Genomic DNA, 19,650 nt, shown 5'->3' on the forward strand with positions numbered 1-19,650 from the left:
CGGGCGGGGTGGGGTTGGCGCTGCCCGACGGGGCCGGCGTGGCGGCCGGCGGCGCGACGGCCGTGCCGCTGCCGTCGGCGGCCTTGAGCACCTTGCGGAAGCGCAACTCGGCGGCGCTGCCCACGTCGGTCAGGTCGCGGTTCTCACCGGGCAGGGAGATGACGATGTTCCGGTTGCCCTCGGTGACCACCTCGGCCTCGGCCACGCCGAACGCGTTGACCCGGCTCTCGATGATCTGGCGGGCCTCCTCGAGGTTGTCCGCCGTCGGGGGCTTGCCGTCGACGGAGTTGGTCGCCTCCAGCGTCACCCGGGTGCCGCCGATCAGGTCCAGGCCGAGCCGTGGCTCGAGCCGGTCCTTCAGGCTGCCGCTGGCGCCGGAGAAGAACACCAGAAGATAGAGGACCACGAAGATGAACCCGAGCACGGCGAGCTGCCGCCCGGGGCGCATCTGTCCCTGAGGTGGTGCCACGGCTGTCCTGTCTCCCTGTACGGTCGCGCCGCTGTGCGCAGCGGCGGCGGTGTCGGGCCGGGGGTCCCGGCCGACGGGTCTGACCTGGGTCGACGGAGCGCCGACACACAGGCCGGACGCGCCGGACGCGGGACGCCGACGGTCACGGGAACGTGCCGACGCCCGGTGTCGACCCAACTATCCAGTTTTCACGTCTCGTCCGCTGCCCCGTCGAGCGCGGCGGTCCCGAGGAAGGCTCGACCGGCCGTACGCCGGACTCACCACCGTCGGGAGGGAGGGTCACTCCTTGACGGTGTCCGCGTCCTCGGTGACCGGCTCGCTCGGCAGCTCCGCGCGGGTGACCACCCGGGCGATGGCGGGCCGGGCGTAGCGCGTCTGCACGCCGGGGGCGACCTCGATCAGGACCGTGTCGTCCTCGATGCCCGTGACCGTGCCGTAGAGCCCACCGATGGTGACGACCTCGTCGCCGGGGCCGAGCGCGGACTGCATCGCCTCCGCCTCGCGGCGGCGCTTCTGCTGGGGTCGGATCATCATGAAGTACATGACACCGAAGAGCAGGGCGATCATCAGGATCGGCGTGAAACCGCCGGCCCCGCCACCCGCTGCTGCGTAATGCACGGTTACTGACCTTCCCATTGGCCACCTGCCCGGCACGGGGGGTGCCGGAGCGGAGGCGGATTCTCACGTCCTGTACAGACCGCGGCGAAGTCTAATCCCTGCACCTGGGAACACCGAATGCGGCACAGATCACGTTCACATCACGGCTGATCGGTCTCCAACGAGAACAGATCGGGCACCGGTGGGACTTCTACACCAAATGTACCATTCGGTGGTGTTCGGCCCAGGTGCCGCCAGGCGGCCTCGGTGGCGACCCGACCTCGCGGCGTACGTGCCAGCAGACCGGCCCGCACCAGGAAGGGCTCACAGACCTCCTCCACCGTGTCCGGCTGCTCCCCCACCGCCACGGCGAGCGTCGACAACCCCACCGGGCCACCCCGGAACGAGTCGACCAGCGCGGTCAGCACCGCCCGGTCCAGTCGGTCCAGGCCCAGCGCGTCCACGTCGTACACCGTCAGCGCGGCGCGGGCGGTCTTCAGGGTGACCACGCCGTCGGCCCGGACCTCGGCGTAGTCGCGGACCCGGCGCAACAGCCGGTTGGCGATCCGCGGGGTGCCCCGGGACCGACCGGCGATCTCGGACGCGCCCTCGGCGGTGATCGGCACACCCAGGATCCGTGCCGAACGATGCAGCAGCGTCTCCAGATCGGCCGGGGCGTAGAAGTCCAGGTGCGCGACGAAGCCGAACCGGTCCCGCATCGGCCCGGTCAACAGGCCCGAACGGGTCGTCGCCCCGACCAGGGTGAACGGCTCGACGTCCAACGGGATCGCGGTGGCGCCGGGCCCCTTGCCGACCACCACGTCGACCCGGAAGTCCTCCATCGCGCTGTACAACAGCTCCTCGGCCGGCCGCGCGATCCGGTGGATCTCGTCGATGAAGAGCACGTCACCCTCGGCCAGGCTGGTCAGGATCGCCGCCAGGTCGCCCGAACGCTCGATCGCCGGGCCGCTGGTCACCCGGATGCCCGCGCCCAGCTCGGCGGCGACGATGTTGGCCAGACTCGTCTTGCCCAGGCCCGGTGGACCGGAGAGCAGGATGTGATCCGGTGGCGAGCCCCGCCGCATCGCGCCCTGCAACAACAGGTCGAGCTGGTCACGCACCCGGTCCTGGGCGATGAACTCGGCCAGCCGCCGAGGCCGCACCGTGGCCTCGGCGTCCCGGTCCGCGTCGCTCACGTACGCCGAGATGAGCCCGTCGGTCTCGCTCATCGGGTACGGCCCAGCAGGCGGATGGCCTGCTTGAGCAGGACCGGCACCGGCGGCGTCGCACCGTCGACGGTCTCCGCCACCGCGGCCACGGCCTGGTCGGCCTGTCCAGCCGTCCAGCCCAGACCGACCAGCGCCTGGCGGACCTGGTCGGGCCAGGCGCCACCGGTCACCCCGGCCACCCCGTCGGCGCCGATCGGCACCGGGCCGATCCGGTCGCGCAGCTCCAGCACCAGGCGCTCGGCGCCCTTCTTGCCGATCCCGGGCACCCGGGTCAGCGCCGCCGTGTCGGCGTTGGCGATCGCCTTGCGGACGGCGTCCGGGGTGTGCACGGCCAGCACCGCCTGGGCCAGCCGCGGGCCGACCCCACTGGCGGTCTGGAGCAGCTCGAACAGCGACCTGGCGTCGTCGTCGGCGAAGCCGTAGAGGGTCAGCGAGTCTTCCCGGACGATCAGGCTGGTGGCGAGCCGGGCGGTCTGGCCGACCCGCAGCTCGGCCAGTGTGCCGGGCGCGCAGTGCACGGCCAGGCCGACCCCGCCGACCTCGATCACCGCCTGGTCCGGACCCGTCGCGGTCACCGTGCCGCGCACGCTGGCGATCATCGCGTTCCTCCTCGTCGTGCCCGGTCGGCCGCCGCGGCCAGCTTGGAGCGGGTCCCGCCGCGCCACACGTGGCAGATGGCCAGGGCGAGGGCGTCGGCGGCGTCGGCCGGCCTCGGTGGCTCGGCCAGCCGCAGCAGTCGCGTCACCATCGCGGTCATCTGCGCCTTGTCGGCCTGACCGGAACCGGTCACGGCCGCCTTCACCTCGCTCGGGGTGTACGTCTGCACGGGCAGCCCGGCGCGCGCCCCGGCCAGCACGGCGACGCCGCTGGCCTGCGCGGTGCCCATCACCGTGCGGACGTTGTGCTGGCTGAACACCCGCTCGACGGCGACGCTCTCCGGCTGGTGCTCGGCGACCAGGTCGGTGAGGGACCGGTCCAGGTGCAGCAGGCGCAGCGCCAGGTCGTCGGCCGGGTCGGTGTGGACCACGTAGTAGGCGACCAGGGTGCACGGCCGGCCGGGCACGCCCTCGACCACGCCCACCCCGCACCGGGTCAACCCCGGGTCGACACCCAGAACCCGCACCACGCTCCCCTCCCCGCCAGTACGTGTGTTCGACACCCTACTTCCCGCCCTCCCACCAGCCCCACGGGACACGCCCTCACCTCCACTGCCGTGCTCCCAGAGCCAGGACCGTGACGGCCTGCCCGAGCCGCGAGCCTTGTCGATCATGGAGTTATGGTGGTGGATAGATCGGGCGAATCCACCGCAACTGGGCACCACGACTCCATGATCGACCGAGACCCTGGCGGGCGGCGGCGTGAGGGTGGGCGGTCGTTGCGGGTGTGGCCACACAGCTTTGCGCCGGAGTATGTGTCGCTGGCCCATGTGCCGGGGAGCACACAGCTCGTAACTTCTTGCGCCATGACGGCAGAACCCGTGGCGGTCCCCCACGTCGTACAGGTCGACCTCGCCGGTCGGACCGCCCTGGTCACCGGGGGCGGCAGCGGCATCGGGCGGGCGTGCGCCCTGCGGCTGGCCGCGGCCGGCGCCAAGGTGCTGGTGGTGGACCGCAACCTGGAGGCGGCCAAGGCGGTGGCCGCCGAGGCCGGCGGTCGGGCCGAGGGGGTGGACCTGGCCGACCCCGCCGCGGTGGACTCACTCGACGTGGACGTGGACATCGTGGTCAACAACGCCGGGCTCCAGCACGTCGCCCCGCTACAGGACTTCCCCGTCGAACGCTTCGAGTACATCCAGCGGGTGATGGTCGAGGCGCCGTTCCTGCTGGTCCGTCGCGCGCTGCCGCACATGTACGCCCGCGGCTGGGGTCGGATCGTCAACATCTCCTCGGTGCACGGGCTGCGCGCCTCGCCGTACAAGGCGGCCTACGTCTCGGCCAAGCACGCCCTGGAAGGGCTGTCGAAGGTGGTGGCGTTGGAGGGCGCCGCGCACGGGGTGACCGCCAACTGCATCAACCCGGCGTACGTGCGCACGGCGCTGGTGGAGAGCCAGATCGCCGACCAGGCGGCCAGCCACGGCATCGAGGAGTCCGAGGTGATCGAGAAGATCATGCTGGCCCGGGCCGCGATCAAGCGACTGATCGAGCCGGAGGAGGTCGCGGAGCTTCTGGCGTACCTCTGCTCGCCGCCGGCGGCCTTCATCACCGGCGCGTCGATCGCCCTCGACGGGGGCTGGACGGCCAACTAGTGCGCCCGAGCACAATGTCGACCATGTCGTCGCCGGTGGAGTTCCTGGAACTGCTCGCCCGTGAGGCGGCTCCGGTCGAGTTCGAGGGGCCGCTGGTCGCCGCGCGGGCCGCCGGCCTACCCGCCGACCGGCTGGCCGAGTTGGAGCAGGCCAAGACGGTGGCGCTGCGGGTCCGCGCGCTGCTGGAGCGTCGGCGCCGCCGGGAGACCGAGCTGTCCGGCCTGTACGACACGGTCAGCGACCTGGCCGGGCTGCGCGACCTGGACGACGTGCTGCGGGCGATCGTGCACCGGGCCCGCAACCTGCTCGGCGCCGACGTGGCCTACATGACGCTCAACGACGAGGAGCGCGGCGACACCTACATGCGGGTGACCGACGGGTCGGTCTCGGCCCGCTTCCAGCGGCTGCGGCTGCCGATGGGTGCGGGTCTCGGTGGTCTGGTGGCCCAGTCCGGCGCCCCGTACGTGACGGCGAACTACGGCGAGGACGAGCGCTTCCACCACACCGGGGAGATCGACGCCGGGGTCGGCGAGGAGGGCCTGGTGGCGATCCTCGGCGTGCCGCTGCGGCTCGGCTCCACGTCGATCGGGGTGCTCTACGCGGCCAACCGCTCCGCCCGGCCGTTCGCCCGGGAGGAGGTGGCGCTGCTGGTGTCGCTCGCCGCGCACGCCGCGGTGGCGATCGACACCGCCCGCTTGCTGGCCGAGACCCGCTCGGCGCTGGCCGAGCTGTCGGCGGCGAACACCACCATCCGGGCACACAGCAGCTCGGTGGAGCGGGCCGCGGCGGCGCACGACCGGATGACCGCGCTGGTGCTGCGCGGCGGCGGGGTGGAGGACGTGGCCGCCGCGGTGACCGAGGTGCTGGGCGGGGCTCTGCTGGCGTTGGACGCCGAGGGACGGCTACTGGCCCGGGTCGGCGAGATCGACGCGCCGGACCGGACGGACATCGTGGAGGCGGTGGCCGCGTCGCGTACCGAGGGGCGCAGCGTGCGCCGCGGCCCCCTCTGGTACGCGGCGGTGGTGGCGGGCGCGGAGAACCTGGGCGCCCTGGTGCTGCGCCCCGACGACGAGTTGGTCGACGCCGACCAGCGGATCCTGGAGCGGGCGGCGCTGGTGACCGCGCTGCTGCTGCTCTTCCGGCGTACCGTCGCCGAGGCCGAGGGTCGGGTCCGTGGCGAGCTGCTCGACGACCTGATCGCCCGGCCGTTGCGGGACACCGACGCGCTGCGCAGCCGGGCACGCCGGCTCGGGGTGGACCTGGATGCCCCGCACGTCCTGGTGGCCGTGGGCGACGACGCGATCGCCGCCACCGGCTCGGCCCGACAGCGGGTGCTCTCCTGGGCCACCACGTACGCCTCGGCGCGGGGTGGTCTGGCGGCGGCGCGCGACGGTCGGGTGGTGCTGATGCTGCCCGGACGCGACGCCGGTGGCAGCGCCCGCGCGGTGGCCCGGGACCTGTCCCGGGTGACCGGCCGCCCGGTGACCGCCGGTGCGAGCGGCCCGGCCGCCGGGCCGACGGCGTTGGCCGGCACGTTCCACGAGGCGGACCGGTGCCTGACCGCGTTGGGCGCGCTGGGCCGAGCCGGCCAGGGGGCGAGCACGTCGGAGCTGGGCTTCGTCGGGCTGCTGCTGGGCACCGTCGGTGACCGGGGCGAGACGGACGTGACGCAGTTCCTCAGCTCCACCGTCGGACCGGTGATCGACTACGACGCCCGGCGGGGCACGGCGCTGGTGAAGACGTTGGAGGCGTACTTCGGGGTGGGTGGCAGCCTGGCCCGCGCGGCCGAGCAGCTGCACGTGCACGTCAACACGGTGACCCAGCGGTTGGAGCGGGTCGGTCAGCTGCTCGGCGCCGACTGGCAGAAGCCCGAGCGGGCGCTGGAGGTGCAGCTGGCGCTGCGCCTGCACCGGCTGCGTACCCCCGCCGCCTGACCGTCGCCGGGCGGGCGGTTCAGCGGGCCTGGATGCCCGCCAGGACGGTGTCGACGACCTGCTCGGGCAGGGTCTGCTCGTCCAGTTCCGGATTCCATCGCAGCACCCGCTGGATCAGCATCGGCCCGGTGAGCAGCGCCATGGTCACCTCCAGGTCGATGTCGGCCCGGATCAGCCCCTCGTCGATGCCGCGGCGCAGCACCTCGCGCATCAGCTGTCGACGCGGGGCGATGATGTTCTGGTAGAGCCGGAAGTGGTCCGGGCTGCGGTTCACCTCGGGCACCAGGCACGGCATGATCTTCGACGCGCGGGGGTCGACGTTTCGCCCGATCGCTCCGACCAACAAAATCAAATCATCCCGCACGGAGTGCCCCTCGGGCTGCGCCATGACGCCCTTGAGCCGGCGGAGCGCGTCCAGCAGCAGTGCTTCCTTGCCGGCCCACCGGCGGTAGATGGTGGCCTTGCCGACCCCGGCGCGGGCGGCGATCGCCTCGATCGAGAGCGCCTCGATGGTGCTGCCCTCGGCGAGCAGGTCGAGGGCTGCCTCGACGATCGCCTCGTCGGCGCGGACGCTCCGCGGTCGCCCGGGCGACCGCGGAGCATCGGCGTTGGACGTCATGTCGGACATTGTCCCCGACCTATGCCGTGCCGGCCAGTTCCGGCTCGGCGACCGGTGCCGCCGGTGCGGCGGCCACGGTCTCCCGCCCCGGCATCCAGCGCATGACCACCAGCATCCCGAGCGCGGCGACCAGCGCGGAGATGGCCGCGGCCCAGTGCATGGCGGTGACGAAGGCGTCGTTGGCCGCCGCGATCAGTGTCGGCGCCGCCGGGCCGAGCTGCCCGGCCGCCGCGTACGCCCCGGAGATCGACTCGTTGGCCGCGTCCTGGGCCTGGGCGGGCAGCCCGGTCAGGGCGTCGCCCACGTCGGAGCGGTAGACCGCGGAAAGCACCGAGCCGAGGACGGCCACGCCGAGCGCGCCGGCGACCTGGCGGACGGTGTTGCTCACCGCGGAGCCGACGCCGGCCTTCTCCCGGGGCAACGCCGACATGATCGACTCGGTGGCGGGCGGCATGATGTTCGCCATTCCGACGCCCTGGATGAAGAAGACGACCAGCACGACCCAGATCGGGGTGGACGCGCCGATGAAGGCGAACGCGGCGAGCGCCACCACGGTCAGCGCGAGGCCGACGGCGGCGACCGCCCGGCCGCCGTAGCGACGGACCATCGCTGCGCTGCGCGGCGCGAAGATCAGCTGTGCGCCGGCGAAGGGCAGGAAGAGCAGGCCGGTCTGGAGCGGGCTGTAGTCGCGCACGAGTTGCAGGTAGAACGAGCTGAAGAACATCACGCCCATCGCGGCGAAGAACACGAGGCCGACGATGGCCACCGGCGCGGCGAACCGGGGCACCGTGAACAGCCGGACGTCCAGCGACGGGTGGTCGCTGCGGCGCTCGTGCTGCACGAACCAGGCCAGCACCGCGAGGCCGACCAGGATCGAGCCCCAGGCCACCGGGCGGTCGAAGCCGTGCTCGCCACCGTCGATGATGCCGTAGGAGAGGGCGACCAGGCCGACCACGGACAGCAGGACGCCGAGCACGTCGACGCGCCCGGGACGCGGGTCACGCGACTCGGGGACCAGCAGCGCGACCAGGACGACACCGGCGACCACCACCGGCACGTTGATCAGGAAGACCGAGCCCCACCAGAAGTGCTCCAGCAGCGCGCCGCCGAGGATCGGGCCGATCGCCACGGCCAACCCGACCGCGCCGGCCCAGACGCCGATGGCCCGGCCGCGCTCACGCGGGTCGAAGACGTTGGAGATGATCGACAGCGTCACCGGCATGATGGCCGCGCCGCCGACCCCCATCAGGGCGCGGGCCGCGATGAGCTGTGCCGGACTCTGGGCGTACGCGGAGAGCAGCGACGCCAGCCCGAACAGCACCAGGCCGATCATCAGGAAGCGCCGGCGGCCGGAGCGGTCGCCGAGCACCCCGAAGGTGAACAGCAGGCCGGCGAAGACCAGCGTGTAGGAGTTGATGGACCACTCCAGCTGGCCCTGGCTGGCACCGAGGCCGTGCACCGGGTCGGCCAGGGTGCGCAGGGCGACGTTGAGGATCGTGTTGTCGAGGACGACCACGAGGAGGCTGATCACCAGCACCCCCAGGATCGCCCACCTCCTCGGGTGTCCCGTGTTGTCGTGCAGTTCCATACCCGGTTCTCCCCCCGGTTCCACCCGCCGCGCAATACGATACGGGTCGGACTCGTAACGGCGATCAGACTACGGCCGGCATTAACGATACGGGACGGTTTCGTATCGAATGTGGTCGGCGTCACTCGCACCCGGGGCGGACTCAGCAGGATCGCGTGGTCGTCAGGTGAGCGTCGACCGCGGCCGGCAGCGTGTCCAGGCGGCGTGCCTTGCCCGGTTTCCACGGCCTCGGCCGGCGTCGGATCGGTCAGCACAGACGTACCCCCGGGTAGACGGTCTCTACCCGGGGTTCGCTACGACGAGGCGCGGCGGATGCGCCGGCCTCGGATCTACCGGCGGCGGGCCGCCAGCCGGTGTGCCAGAGCGGCGGCGCTACCCCAGACACCGCGCCGGAACAGCACCACCACGAGGACGAAGATGCCGCCGGTGACCAGGCCGATCGCCTCGAACCCGGAGAACGACAACCAGTCCTCCAACCGCACGACGATCCCGGCGCCGAGCACCCCACCCCAGAGGGTGCCGATCCCGCCGAGCACCACCACGATGACGGCCTTGCCGGAGGTCGTCCAGTGCAGCACGTCCAGCGAGACGAAGCGGTGGCCGACCGCGAACAGCCCACCGCCCAGGCCGGCGATGAAGCCCGAGAGGACGAACGCGGTCAGCTTGTAGCGGTGCACCGGGTAACCCAGCGCCCGGGCCCGGGCCGGGTTGTCCCGGATGCCGACCAGCACCCGGCCGAACGGCGAGTGCACGATCCGCCAGGCGGCGGCCAGCCCGAGCAGCACGATCGGCAGGATCGCGTAGTAGAAGTAGTAGTCGTCGGTGAGGTCGACGCCGAACAGCTCGCGGGGCACCCCCTGGAGGCCGTTCTCGCCCTGCGTCACCGACCGCCACTCGTTGGCGACGTAGTAGACCATCTGCGCGAACGCCAGGGTCACCATCGCGAAGTAGATGCCGGTCCGCTTCACCGCCAGGTAGCCGATCGGCACCGCGAGCACCGCGGCGGCGAGCGCGCCGGCCAGCACGGCGAGGGGGAACGGCAGGCCGGCGTGGATGGCCACCAATCCGGTGACGTACGCCGACGTGCCCCAGAACGCGGCGTGCCCGAACGACATCAGCCCGGTGAAGCCGAGCAGCAGGTCCACCGCGACGGCGAACAAGGCCCAGCAGAGGATGTCCACCGCCACCGCCGGGTAGAGGCCGTTGGGCAGCCACGCCGCGACGACCAGTCCGACGGCGAGCAGCGCGTAGCGCACCCAGCCGGGGGCGTGGGCAACGGCGACCAGACCGGACGGGGCCGGGCGGGACGCGTCGGCGGGAGTCTCCACGGTGCTGGTCATGCCGGCGCCTCCTCACGACCGAACAGCCCGGCCGGGCGCCAGAGCAGCACACCCGCCATCACGACGAAGACGATCGTCTGCGACACGATCGGGAAGTGCGACAGGTACGCCTCGCCCCACGCCTGCACCAGGCCGATGCCGAAGCCGGCGGCGACCGACCCGAAGATGGAGCCCAGCCCACCGATCACCACCACCGCGAAGACCACGATGATCAGGTCGGCGCCCATCAGCGGGTTGACCGCGCGCATCGGCGCGGCCAGCACCCCGGCCAGGCCGGCCAGCCCGATACCGAACCCGAAGACCGGGGTCACCCAACGCCCGACGTCGATGCCGAACGCGCGGGTCAGATCGGGGCGCTCGGTGGACGCGCGGACCACCATGCCGATCCGGGTCCGGGTGAGCACCCACCACACCGCGACGCAGAGCAGCACCGCGAAACCGAGGATGAAGACCCGGTACGTCGGGAAGTCGAAGAGTCCGAAGTTCACCGACCCGCTCAACAACGAGGGGGTGGCGTACGGGCTGGACTGCACGCCGTAGCGCAGCTTCACCAGGTCCTGAAGGATCAGCGTCAGGCCGAAGGTGAGCAGGAAGTTGTAGAGCGGGTCCAGCCTGGTCAGCCGGTGGATCACGGCGCGTTCCAGCGCCATGCCGAGCAGGCCCAGCCCCACCGGCATGATGAGCAGGGCCGCCCAGAACGGCACGCCCGCCTCGGTGAGCAGCACGTACGCCCCGAACGCGCCGAGCATGTAGAACGCGCCGTGCGCGAAGTTGACCACCCGCAGCATGCCGAAGATGACCGCGAGCCCGAGGGCGAGCAGGGCGTAGAACGCCCCGCTCACCAACCCGTTGAACGTGTTCTGCGCGAATCCGCTCACAGCGTCACATCCGTTCGTGACTGCGGGGCTCGCAAAACCGGCTCACTCCTCGCACTCACAGCTTGCAGTCCGCGGACGGCGCGCGGAACGCCTCCGCGGCGGGGATCGTCTTGAGCACCTTGACGTAGTCCCACGGCTCGGTCACCTCGGACTGCGGCTTGACCTGGGCCAGGTACGCGTCGTGCACCACCCGGTGGTCCTCGGCGCGGATCTTGCCGTTGCGCAGGAAGACGTCCTCGACCGTCTTACCCTCCAGGCCCTTGACCACGGCGTCCGCGTCGTCGGTGCCGGCGGCCTGCACCGCCTCCAGGTACTGCAACGCCGCCGAGTAGTTGGCCGCGTGCGCGAACGTCGGCCGAGTGCCCGCCTTCTGCTGGAAGCGGTCGGCGAACTCCCGGTTCTTCGCGTCGAAGTTCCAGTACCAGGCGTCGGTGTAGGTGGTGCCGGCCAGCGCGGCCGGGGTGAGCGAGTGGATGTCGGTGAGGAACATCAGCCCCACCGCCAGGCCGACGCCCTTGTCCCGCAGCTTGAACTCGTTGTACTGCTTCACCACGTTGACCAGCTCCGCGCCGGCCTGCATGGTGCCCAGCACGTCCGGCTTCGGGTTCAGGCCCGGCGCCTTGAGCAGGAAGGTGGAGAAGTCGCCGCTGGTGTTCGGGAACGGCGCGCCGTCCTTGCCGACGACCTTGCCGCCGGCCGCCGTGATGGCGGTGGAGAAGCTCTTTTCCATGTCCTGACCGAAGGCGTAGTTCGGGTACAGGATGTACCAGTTCTTGCCGATCTGCTCGGTGGTGGTCTTCCCCGTGCCGTTGGCCAGCATGTACGTGTCGTAGGCGTAGTGGAACGTGTACCTGTTGCAGCTCTTGCCGGTCAGGTCGGTGGTCGCCGCGCCGATGTTGAAGTAGAGCTTCTTCTTCTCCTTCGCCACGTCGGCGACCTTCAGCGCCGCCGACGAGGTGGGCACGTCCAGGATCAGGTCGACGCCCTTGCGGTCGTACATCTCCTGGGCCTTGGAGTTGGCCACGTCCGGCTTGTTCTGGTGATCGGCGGTCTCCACGCTGATGTCCTTGGTCACCGCCTTGTCGCCATACTTCGCGGTGAAGTCGGCAATGGCCATCTCCACCGCCGTCACCGAGTTCTTGCCGGACAACTCCGAGTACGCCCCGGACTGGTCGTTGAGCACGCCCAGCACGATCTTGTCGCCGGTCAGCTTCTGGTCGCCGCCCGACTGGGGGCCACCGCCGCCGCATCCGGCGACCAGCACCACCGCGGCCGACGCCGCGGCCACACCCACCGTCCTGCGCATGCCCACTCCATCCATCCCGCGCGTCGTCGCGCGGATCGTCGTTGGGAGAAATCAGATCCCGAGGTACGCGAGCAGCTCGCGTTCACGCGAACGCACCTCGGAGTTGTCCATCGCCTCGGCGACACGTCCCTCGGCCAGCAGGTAGTGCCGGTCGGCGACCCCCGTGGCGAAGTGCAGGTTCTGCTCGACCAGCAGCACGGTCACCCCGTGCCGCTTGGCCTCGCGCAGCAGGTCGCCGACCTGCTGCACCAGCAGCGGCGACAGCCCCTCGGTGGGCTCGTCGCAGAGCAGCAGCCGGGCGCCCATCCGCAGCACCCGGGCCAGCGCGAGCATCTGCTGCTCGCCGCCGGAGAGCATGGTGGCCGCCGAGTCCCGCCGGGTGTGCAGGGCCGGGAACGCCTCGTACACCCGCTCCAGCGACCACGGGTCGGGGCCGACGGTGGGCGGCAGCGTGAGGTTCTCGGTGACCGTCAGGGTGGCGTAGCTGCCCCGGTCGTCGGGCACCCAGCCCAACCCGAGGCGGGCCCGCCTGTGCGCCGGCAACCTGGTGATGTCCCGCCCGTCCAGCTCCACCGTGCCGCGCTGACCGGGGTGCAGCCCCATCACGCAGCGCAGCAGAGTGGACTTGCCGGCGCCGTTGCGCCCGACCAGGGTGACCACCTCGCCGGCGGAGACCTCAAGGCTGACGTCCCGCAGCACCTGCGCCTCGCCGTAGAAGGCGGACAGGTTCTCAATGCGCAGCATCAGCGGCTCCCAGGTAGGCGGTGATCACACGCTCATCGGCGCGCACCTGCTCGTACGGACCCTCGACGAGGACCTTGCCGGCCTGGAGCACGGTGACGGTGTCGGCGAGACGGCCGACCACGCTCATGTTGTGCTCCACCATCACCACGGTCCGACCCTCGCGGACCCGGCTGATCAACTCGACGGTGCGGTCGACGTCCTCCAGGCCCATTCCGGCGGTCGGCTCGTCGAGCAGCAGCACCTTCGGGTCCAGTGCCAGCGCGATGGCCAGCTCCAGGGCCCGCTTGCGGCCGTACGCCAGCGCCGCGGACGGCGCGTTCGCCAGATCGAGCAGCCCCACCATGGCCAGCAACTCGTCCGCCCGCTCGGTGTAGCGGCCCATCAGCTTCGCCGAACGCCAGAACCGCCAGCCCAGTCCGCTGGGCGACTGCAACGCCAGCGCGACGTGCTCCCGGGCGGACAGTTGCGGAAAGAGGCTGGTGATCTGGAAGGAGCGAGCCACGCCGAGCCGGGCGACCTGCTCCGGGGGCAGCCCGGTGACGTCCCGCCCGGCCAGCTCGATCCGCCCACCGCTGGGCGCGAGGAAGCCGGTGAGCAGGTTGAACAGGGTGGTCTTGCCGGCGCCGTTGGGGCCGACCAACGCGTGCACGCTGTCGGGCGCGACGTCCAGGTCGACCTGGTCGACCGCCCGGAAGCCCCGGAAGTCCCGGGTCAGCCCTCGGGCCGACAGGAGCGCTTGCCCGGCCATCGCCTCATCCTCCGCACGGTCCCGGCGACGGTCGATCCGGTGACCGTGGTCACAGGCCCGTCGCGTGGAGGAAACCTACGGCCGGTCGCGCGAGTCGAGCCATGTCGATGGGATCCATATTCGGCCCCCAGAAGGCGTGTGCCGCCGCCACTTCCCGCCGCCACGACCTTGACCCGACGTTCTAGGTTGATGATCCAATAGCCCGAGGAAAGGCCCCCAACCCATGCCCGTCGGCTTCACCATGGCGATCGTCTTCGCCGTCGCCCTGGTCGTCTGCGCCGTCCTGGCGCTCGTCGCCCCCAGAAGCGCGGTGAAGCGGACCGCCGCCCTCGCGGCGCTCGGCCTCCTCGCCGTCACGCTGCTGGTCGGTGTCGCCTCCAGCGCCCACTCCGTACCGATCCGCTCGGTCGGCATCGTGACCAGCTTCGGCAAGCCCACCGGCGAGGTGACCGGCTCGGGCCTGAAGTGGGTCGCCCCCTGGCAGAAGGTCGGCGAGTGGGACGCCGGCCGACAGAAGTACGACCACATCGGCGGCAACAACTGCGTAAGGGTCCGCACCGGCACACTCGCCGACGCGTGCGTCGAGGTGCTCGTCGAGTGGCAGGTCAAGCCGGAGAACGCGCCGAAGCAGTTCATGGACTACAAGGGAGACTTCGACAGCTTCCGGGGCCAGCGGATGGGCGTGCAGCTCGACAGCGCAGTCAACGACGCCTTCGCCGCGTACAACCCGCTGGAGAAGATCGACGGCCAGACCGGTGACGTCAACGTCGACCTGAAACCGTTCGCGGCGAACATCAAGACCAACGCGGAGACCCGGCTCGCCACCGACGTCGACATCCTCTCGGTGACCATCACCCGCGTGAACCACGACGACAAGACCGAGGGCAACATCAAGGCGTTCCAGGACAAGCTGGCCCAGACCCGAAACCTGGAGCAGGACCGCAAGAACGCCGAGATCTCCAAGCAGATCACGGAGACCAACGCGAAGGTCGACAAGGTCACCCGCTGCCTGGAGATCGCCGAGAAGAACGGCGCCAACCCTGGGCTCTGCATCAACCCGGGCATCGTCACCGGCAAGTGACCTCGCTGGGTCCACGAGCAGGGCGCCAGTGGGCCTGTCGGGGCGCACGGCCGCCGGACCAGAGCGGGGTCGTGACCAGACGGAAACCCGTCAGCCGCCGTTTCTGCTCTTGGGAGAACGGCTTGGTCGAAGCGCCCCGACAGCCGATCATCACAGGTGCCCCTCGCACCACCCGCGTGCGAGCCACCGCTGCTGTTCGACCCCGCGAGCTTCGAACCTCGGCGACACCATCATGGGAGTCGAACGACCTGGCGTCCCCAAGCTGCTCCACGCTGATCGCTGTCCTGATCCGGATGGAGGACCGATGCTGGCTCCCCTGCGGTACAGCGCGTTCCGGTACCTGGCTGTCGGCCGGCTGGTCAACATGCTGGGCAACGGTGTCGCTCCCATCGCGCTGGCCTTCGCCGTACTTGACCTGACGGGTTCGGTGCGCGACCTGGGCCTGGTGGTGGGTGCGCGATCGCTGATGACCGTGCTGTTCGTCCTCTTCGGCGGTGTGGTGGCCGACCGGGTTTCGCGCCGGCTGGTGCTGGTCGGCTCCAATGTGCTGGGTGCGCTGACCCAGGCGGCGGTGGCCGCACTGGTGCTCACCGGCACCGCGACGATCCCGCTGCTGCTGGCGCTCAGCGCGGCCAACGGCATCGTGAGCGCCCTGTCCCAGCCCGCCTCGGCCGCCGCGACGCCGCAGACGGTGCCGCCGGAGCTGATCCAGCAGGCCAACGCGCTCATCCGGCTCGGCATCAACGCGGCAATGATCGGCGGCGCCGCGCTCGGCGGCCTCCTGGTGGCCGCCGTCGGCCCGGGGTGGGGCCTCGCCATGGACGCGATCACGTTCGCTGTCGCGGCTCTCGCGTTCACCGGAGTCCGGGTCGCTGCCTCGCCGGCGAAGAGCACCAACACGGGCATCGTCGCCGACCTCCGTGAGGGCTGGACGGAATTCACCGCGCGGACCTGGGTCTGGGTGGTGGTGCTCGGCTTCATGGTCCTCAATGCGGCCCTGGCTGGCGGCGTGCACGTGCTCGGCCCGGTCGTCGCGGAGGACACGATCGGCCGTAGCGCGTGGGGTCTGGTGTTGGCGGCGGAAACCGCTGGCATGGTCGTGGGCGGGTTGATCGCCCTGCGGCTCAGGGTTCGCCGGCTGCTGCTGCTCGGGGTGGTCTGCATGCTCGCCGAGTCGTTCCTGCTGTTGGGGCTGGCCGTGGCGCCCACCATCGTCGTGCTGTTGTCGGCTGGAGTGGCGGTCGGCATCGCCGTCGAGCAGTTCGCGGTGGCCTGGGACACCTCGATCGCGCAGAACGTCCCGGCCGACCGGCTGGCCCGCGTCTACTCCTACGACATGTTGGGGTCATGGGTCGCCATCCCACTCGGCCAGATTGCGGTCGGACCGGTCGCCGCGGCGATCGGCACCCGGGACACGCTGCTGATCATGGCGACCCTGGTGGTGCTCGCCGTCCTCGGCATGCTGGCCAGCCGGGACGTTCGCCGGCTCGAGGTGGCGGCCCCCACCCGCGCTGGCACCGCAGCACCGATCACGCCGGTCGACACTGGACCGAGCGGCGGCCCTACCACGGAGTCCACCGAACCAGCCACCCGCGCCTGACCCGGCGTCGACCTCCTCGATGCCAGCCGCGCCTTCAGGTAGCGACAAGCAGGCGCAGGCCCACGGTGCCAAGCCGCGCGGTCAGGTGGATGCCGGTCTGCGGCGCAACTCCCGGATGACGCCGTGCCGCTTCAGCGCCCAGGCCAGGCGGCGGGCGGGACGGTGCCGCAGGAGCAGCAACACCGCCTCCCCGACCAGCGTCAGTCGACGGCTGCGGAACTCGTCCTCGACCACCTTCCACACCAGTGTCCGCATCCCCTGCGACTCGAGGGCGTCGCGGATCTCGGCGCGGACGGCGGGATCGTCCAGAGCAGACCGGATCGACGACGCGAGACCCGGGCGGTCGGCGAGGTTGTCCGAGATCGCGGCGGCGAGGCTGTGCCGGATGTCGTCGGTCTCTATCAGCAGCAGGACCGCGCCGCGGATCTCCGCTGTCTCCAACGCCGACCGCAGAAGCTCCATCGCCCGACGCCGCACCTCGTCGTCGTGATCGTCGACGGCCAGAGCGGCGAGCAGCGACGTCACCTCGTCAAGGTCGATCAGGTGCCGCAGGCCAGCCCGGAAGTCGGGTCGTTGCCAGGCGGCGAGCAGCACCTTGACCACGTTGCGATCCATGCCCTCACCTACCCGCTCGGCACTCGGAACGAAACGAGTGAGACATCTGCTGGAGCACGCGGCAAGGATCGAGCAGCGGCCGAGACCTCTCGGCTCAGTTCAGGGTGACCACCCAGCGGGCGCCCTCGCCGCGGGCGAGCCGGTCGAACGCCGTGGGCGCTTCGTCCAGCGGGATCGTGCCGCTGACCAGCACACGCAGATCCAGTGCACCGTCGGCCAGCTCGGCAGCCAACGCGGGTACCTCCCGGTCGGGGTCGGACGAGCCGTACACCGAGGAGCGCAGCGTACGGGCGGAGTGGAAGATGTCCAGCGCGCCGAGGCTCACCATGTCGTCCTTGGCGCCCATGCCGACCACGGTCACCGCTCCGCCACGCCGGGTGAGCCGCCAGGCAGCACGGATGGTGGCGGCGCGCCCGACGCACTCGAAGGCGTGGTCGACGCCCCGGCCCTCGGTGCGCGCCCGTACCTCCTTGGAGAGCCGGTCGTCGGAGAGCAGAAAGTCGGTCGCCCCCGCGGCGAGCGCCAGGTCCCGCTTGGCCTCGGCGACGTCGACAGCGAGGATCGTCGTGGCGCCGGCCCGGCGGGCGGCGGTGAGCACGGCCAGTCCGACCCCGCCCAGCCCGATCACCGCGACCGACTCGCCGGCGGCCACTCCAGCGGTGTTGTGCACCGCGCCGACACCGGTGAGCACCGCGCAGCCGAGCAGCGCGGCCCGCTCCGGGGGCAGACCGGCGGGGACCGGAATGACAGCCTTCTCGGGCACCACCACCGCCTCGGCGAGCGCGCCGAGGCCGAGGGTCAGGTGCAGCGGGACGCCGTCCTCGGTCTCGCCGCGCGGCACGGTCGGGGAGGTGGTGTCGGCGCAGAGCCACGGCTCGCCGCGCCGGCACCACCAGCACGCCCGGCAGGCCGGCGCCCAGTTGAGCACCACCGGGGTGCCGACCGCCAGCCGGACGCCGGGTCCGGTCTCGGCCACCACTCCGGTCGCCTCGTGCCCGAGCACCAGTGGGTACTTCGGGGCGAGGGTGCCGTTCACCATGGACAGGTCGGAGTGGCAGACGCCGGCGGCGCGGATCGTCACCCGCACCTCGCCGGGGCCGGGCGCGGCAGGCGTACCCGCTCGACCCGCCAGGCCGGCGCCGGACGCGCGCGCGACGAGCGCGCGCACGGTGACCGGCAGTGCGGCCCGCTCGGTGCCGCTCATCGCTGGATCGTCTTCAGCTCGCAGAACTCGGCGAGCCCGTGCACGCCCAACTCGCGGCCGATGCCGGACTGCTTGAAGCCGCCGAACGGGGCGAGCGGGTTGAACGGCGCGCCGTTGATGTCGACCGCGCCGGTGCGCAGCCGTCGCGCCACGGCGAGCGCGGCGTCGGTGTCGGCGGACCAGACCGCGCCGGCCAACCCGTACCGCGAGTTGTTGGCGATGGCGACGGCCTCGTCGGTGTCGGTGAACGGGATGACGGCGAGCACCGGGCCGAAGACCTCCTCCTGGGCGAGGGGGCTGGCGGGGTGCACGTCGGCGAAGACGGTCGGGGCGACGAAGTGACCCCCGCCCGGTACGGGGGCCTCCGGGCCGCCGGCGACCAGCCGGGCTCCGTCGGCGAGTGCCCGGTCGATGTGGCCGCGGACCCGTTCGGCCTGGGCGGCGGAGACCAGCGGACCCAGTCGGGTGGCCGGGTCGAACGGGTCACCGAGGCGGTAGCCGGCCACCGCCGTGGCGACCAGGTCGAGCGCCTCGGCGTACCGGTCGCGGTGCACCAGCATCCGGGTCCACGCCGTGCAGGTCTGCCCGGAGTTGAGCAGGGCGTTGCCGACGCCGACCTTGACCGCGGTGGCCAGGTCGGCGTCCGCGAGGATCACGTTGGCGGACTTGCCGCCCAGTTCCAGGGCGACGCGGGCGATCCGGTCGGCGGCGAGCCGCATGATCCGCGAGCCGGTGGCGGTGGAACCCGTGAACGAGACGAGGTCGACGTCACGGTGCCCGGCCAGGGCCTCGCCGACCACCGGGCCGGTGCCGGGGACGAGGTTGAGCACTCCCGGCGGCAGCCCGGCCTCGGTGACCGCGTCGAAGAGCAGGTACGCGGTCAGCGGGGTCAGCTCGCTGGGCTTGAGCACCACCGTGCAGCCGGCGGCCAGCGCGGGCGCCACCTTCGCCATCACCTGGTGCAGCGGATAGTTCCACGGTGTGATCGCGCCGACCACGCCGATCGGCTCGCGGACGACAAGCGAGTTGCCGATGCTCTCCTCGACCGCTGGGCGGGCGGCGAGCGTGACGTGGTCACGCAGCACGGTCAGCGGCAGTCCGACCTGCACCCGGGTGGCGAGTTTCAACGGTGCGCCCAGCTCGACGGCGATGGTGCGGGCGAGGTCGTCGGCACGCGCGGCGAGCGCGGTGTGCAGCCGGTCGAGGTGGGCGGCGCGTTCGGCGGGCGCGCTGGCCGCCCAGCCGGGGAAGGCGGCCCGGGCGGCGGTGACGGCGGCGTCCACATCGGCCGCCGTGCCGGCGGGCACCTGCCCGATCAGCTCGCCGGTGCTCGGGCTCTCCACGTCGATCACGTCGGCGCCGGCGGGGTGCGTCCACTCGCCGCCGATGTGCAGGTGGCGCCGGAGGCGCAGGGCGTCGGGTAGCTGCGACGGCGGGGCGGCGAGGTCCATGG

Annotated in this window: 18 protein-coding genes and 1 pseudogene; 4 read left to right on the forward strand and 15 right to left on the reverse strand. The window is 71.7% G+C overall.

From position 1 onward, the window contains the following. The 5 genes and pseudogenes from JNW91_RS06400 to ruvC form a co-directional block, all read right to left on the reverse strand. Positions 1-469 (reverse strand): annotated as a pseudogene (locus tag JNW91_RS06400) (protein translocase subunit SecD); the annotation flags it as partial. Between the two features lie 279 nt (positions 470-748). Next, positions 749-1,105 carry a preprotein translocase subunit YajC gene (gene yajC / locus JNW91_RS06405; protein ID WP_238424480.1) on the reverse strand — a complete coding sequence of 119 codons (357 nt, stop codon included), beginning with the start codon at positions 1,103-1,105 and terminating at the stop codon, positions 749-751. 122 nt (positions 1,106-1,227) lie between these two features. Continuing rightward, the gene (gene ruvB / locus JNW91_RS06410) at positions 1,228-2,295 is read right to left on the reverse strand and encodes a Holliday junction branch migration DNA helicase RuvB (RefSeq protein ID WP_203173994.1); all 1,068 of its coding nucleotides are present in this window, start codon (positions 2,293-2,295) and stop codon (positions 1,228-1,230) included. After that, complete coding sequence (ruvA, locus tag JNW91_RS06415; protein WP_203173995.1) at positions 2,292-2,894, reverse strand: Holliday junction branch migration protein RuvA; 603 nt, start codon at positions 2,892-2,894, stop codon at positions 2,292-2,294. The genes ruvB and ruvA overlap by 4 nt, the downstream gene beginning before the upstream one ends. Then, positions 2,891-3,418, reverse strand: a complete 528-nt coding sequence (gene ruvC, locus JNW91_RS06420; RefSeq protein WP_203174035.1) for a crossover junction endodeoxyribonuclease RuvC — start codon at positions 3,416-3,418, stop codon at positions 2,891-2,893. Before ruvC ends, ruvA begins: the two co-directional genes overlap by 4 nt. 339 nt (positions 3,419-3,757) lie before the next feature. Between ruvC and JNW91_RS06425 the strand changes: the two genes are divergently transcribed. Further along, complete coding sequence (locus tag JNW91_RS06425; protein ID WP_203173996.1) at positions 3,758-4,540, forward strand: 3-hydroxybutyrate dehydrogenase; 783 nt, start codon at positions 3,758-3,760, stop codon at positions 4,538-4,540. Positions 4,541-4,554: 14 nt separating this feature from the next. Continuing rightward, positions 4,555-6,474 (forward strand): helix-turn-helix domain-containing protein, encoded by a 1,920-nt coding sequence (locus JNW91_RS06430; RefSeq protein ID WP_203174036.1) that lies wholly within the window; start codon positions 4,555-4,557, stop codon positions 6,472-6,474. 19 nt (positions 6,475-6,493) lie between these two features. On the opposite strand, the gene JNW91_RS06435 is transcribed toward JNW91_RS06430, so the two are convergent. The 7 genes from JNW91_RS06435 to JNW91_RS06465 all read right to left on the reverse strand — a co-directional run bounded on the left by JNW91_RS06435 (position 6,494) and on the right by JNW91_RS06465 (position 13,697). Beyond that, complete coding sequence (locus JNW91_RS06435) at positions 6,494-7,102, reverse strand: TetR/AcrR family transcriptional regulator (RefSeq protein ID WP_203173997.1); 609 nt, start codon at positions 7,100-7,102, stop codon at positions 6,494-6,496. A 10-nt stretch (positions 7,103-7,112) separates the two neighbouring features. After that, positions 7,113-8,681 carry an MFS transporter gene (locus JNW91_RS06440; RefSeq protein WP_203173998.1) on the reverse strand — a complete coding sequence of 523 codons (1,569 nt, stop codon included), beginning with the start codon at positions 8,679-8,681 and terminating at the stop codon, positions 7,113-7,115. A gap of 329 nt (positions 8,682-9,010) precedes the next feature. Then, positions 9,011-10,021 (reverse strand): branched-chain amino acid ABC transporter permease, encoded by a 1,011-nt coding sequence (locus JNW91_RS06445; RefSeq protein WP_203173999.1) that lies wholly within the window; start codon positions 10,019-10,021, stop codon positions 9,011-9,013. Then, positions 10,018-10,899, reverse strand: coding sequence for a branched-chain amino acid ABC transporter permease (locus JNW91_RS06450; RefSeq protein WP_203174000.1), 882 nt, complete (start codon positions 10,897-10,899; stop codon positions 10,018-10,020). Before JNW91_RS06450 ends, JNW91_RS06445 begins: the two co-directional genes overlap by 4 nt. A gap of 55 nt (positions 10,900-10,954) precedes the next feature. Beyond that, positions 10,955-12,205, reverse strand: a complete 1,251-nt coding sequence (locus JNW91_RS06455; protein ID WP_203174001.1) for an ABC transporter substrate-binding protein — start codon at positions 12,203-12,205, stop codon at positions 10,955-10,957. A gap of 51 nt (positions 12,206-12,256) precedes the next feature. Then, a complete protein-coding gene (locus JNW91_RS06460; protein ID WP_203174002.1) occupies positions 12,257-12,949 on the reverse strand; it encodes an ABC transporter ATP-binding protein in 693 nt (230 codons plus the stop codon). After that, complete coding sequence (locus JNW91_RS06465) at positions 12,936-13,697, reverse strand: ABC transporter ATP-binding protein (RefSeq protein ID WP_203174003.1); 762 nt, start codon at positions 13,695-13,697, stop codon at positions 12,936-12,938. The genes JNW91_RS06460 and JNW91_RS06465 overlap by 14 nt, the downstream gene beginning before the upstream one ends. A 223-nt stretch (positions 13,698-13,920) precedes the next feature. Here JNW91_RS06465 and JNW91_RS06470 point away from each other — a divergent pair, with 223 nt between their 5' ends. Both JNW91_RS06470 and JNW91_RS06475 read left to right on the forward strand, forming a co-directional pair. Further along, positions 13,921-14,778 (forward strand): SPFH domain-containing protein, encoded by an 858-nt coding sequence (locus tag JNW91_RS06470; protein WP_203174004.1) that lies wholly within the window; start codon positions 13,921-13,923, stop codon positions 14,776-14,778. A 304-nt stretch (positions 14,779-15,082) separates the two neighbouring features. Further along, positions 15,083-16,378, forward strand: a complete 1,296-nt coding sequence (locus JNW91_RS06475) for an MFS transporter (protein WP_203174005.1) — start codon at positions 15,083-15,085, stop codon at positions 16,376-16,378. 81 nt (positions 16,379-16,459) lie between these two features. On the opposite strand, the gene JNW91_RS06480 is transcribed toward JNW91_RS06475, so the two are convergent. The 3 genes from JNW91_RS06480 to JNW91_RS06490 all read right to left on the reverse strand — a co-directional run bounded on the left by JNW91_RS06480 (position 16,460) and on the right by JNW91_RS06490 (position 19,648). Beyond that, the gene (locus JNW91_RS06480) at positions 16,460-16,993 is read right to left on the reverse strand and encodes a hypothetical protein (RefSeq protein WP_203174006.1); all 534 of its coding nucleotides are present in this window, start codon (positions 16,991-16,993) and stop codon (positions 16,460-16,462) included. Between the two features lie 94 nt (positions 16,994-17,087). Beyond that, the gene (locus JNW91_RS06485; protein ID WP_203174007.1) at positions 17,088-18,197 is read right to left on the reverse strand and encodes an alcohol dehydrogenase catalytic domain-containing protein; all 1,110 of its coding nucleotides are present in this window, start codon (positions 18,195-18,197) and stop codon (positions 17,088-17,090) included. Then, on the reverse strand, positions 18,194-19,648 hold the full coding sequence (locus JNW91_RS06490) for an aldehyde dehydrogenase family protein (protein WP_203174008.1): 1,455 nt from the start codon (positions 19,646-19,648) through the stop codon (positions 18,194-18,196). The genes JNW91_RS06485 and JNW91_RS06490 overlap by 4 nt, the downstream gene beginning before the upstream one ends. Positions 19,649-19,650: the final 2 nt, after the last annotated feature.

The sequence above is a fragment of the Micromonospora parastrephiae genome, assembly GCF_016802865.1.
GTDB lineage: Bacteria > Actinomycetota > Actinomycetes > Mycobacteriales > Micromonosporaceae > Micromonospora > Micromonospora parastrephiae.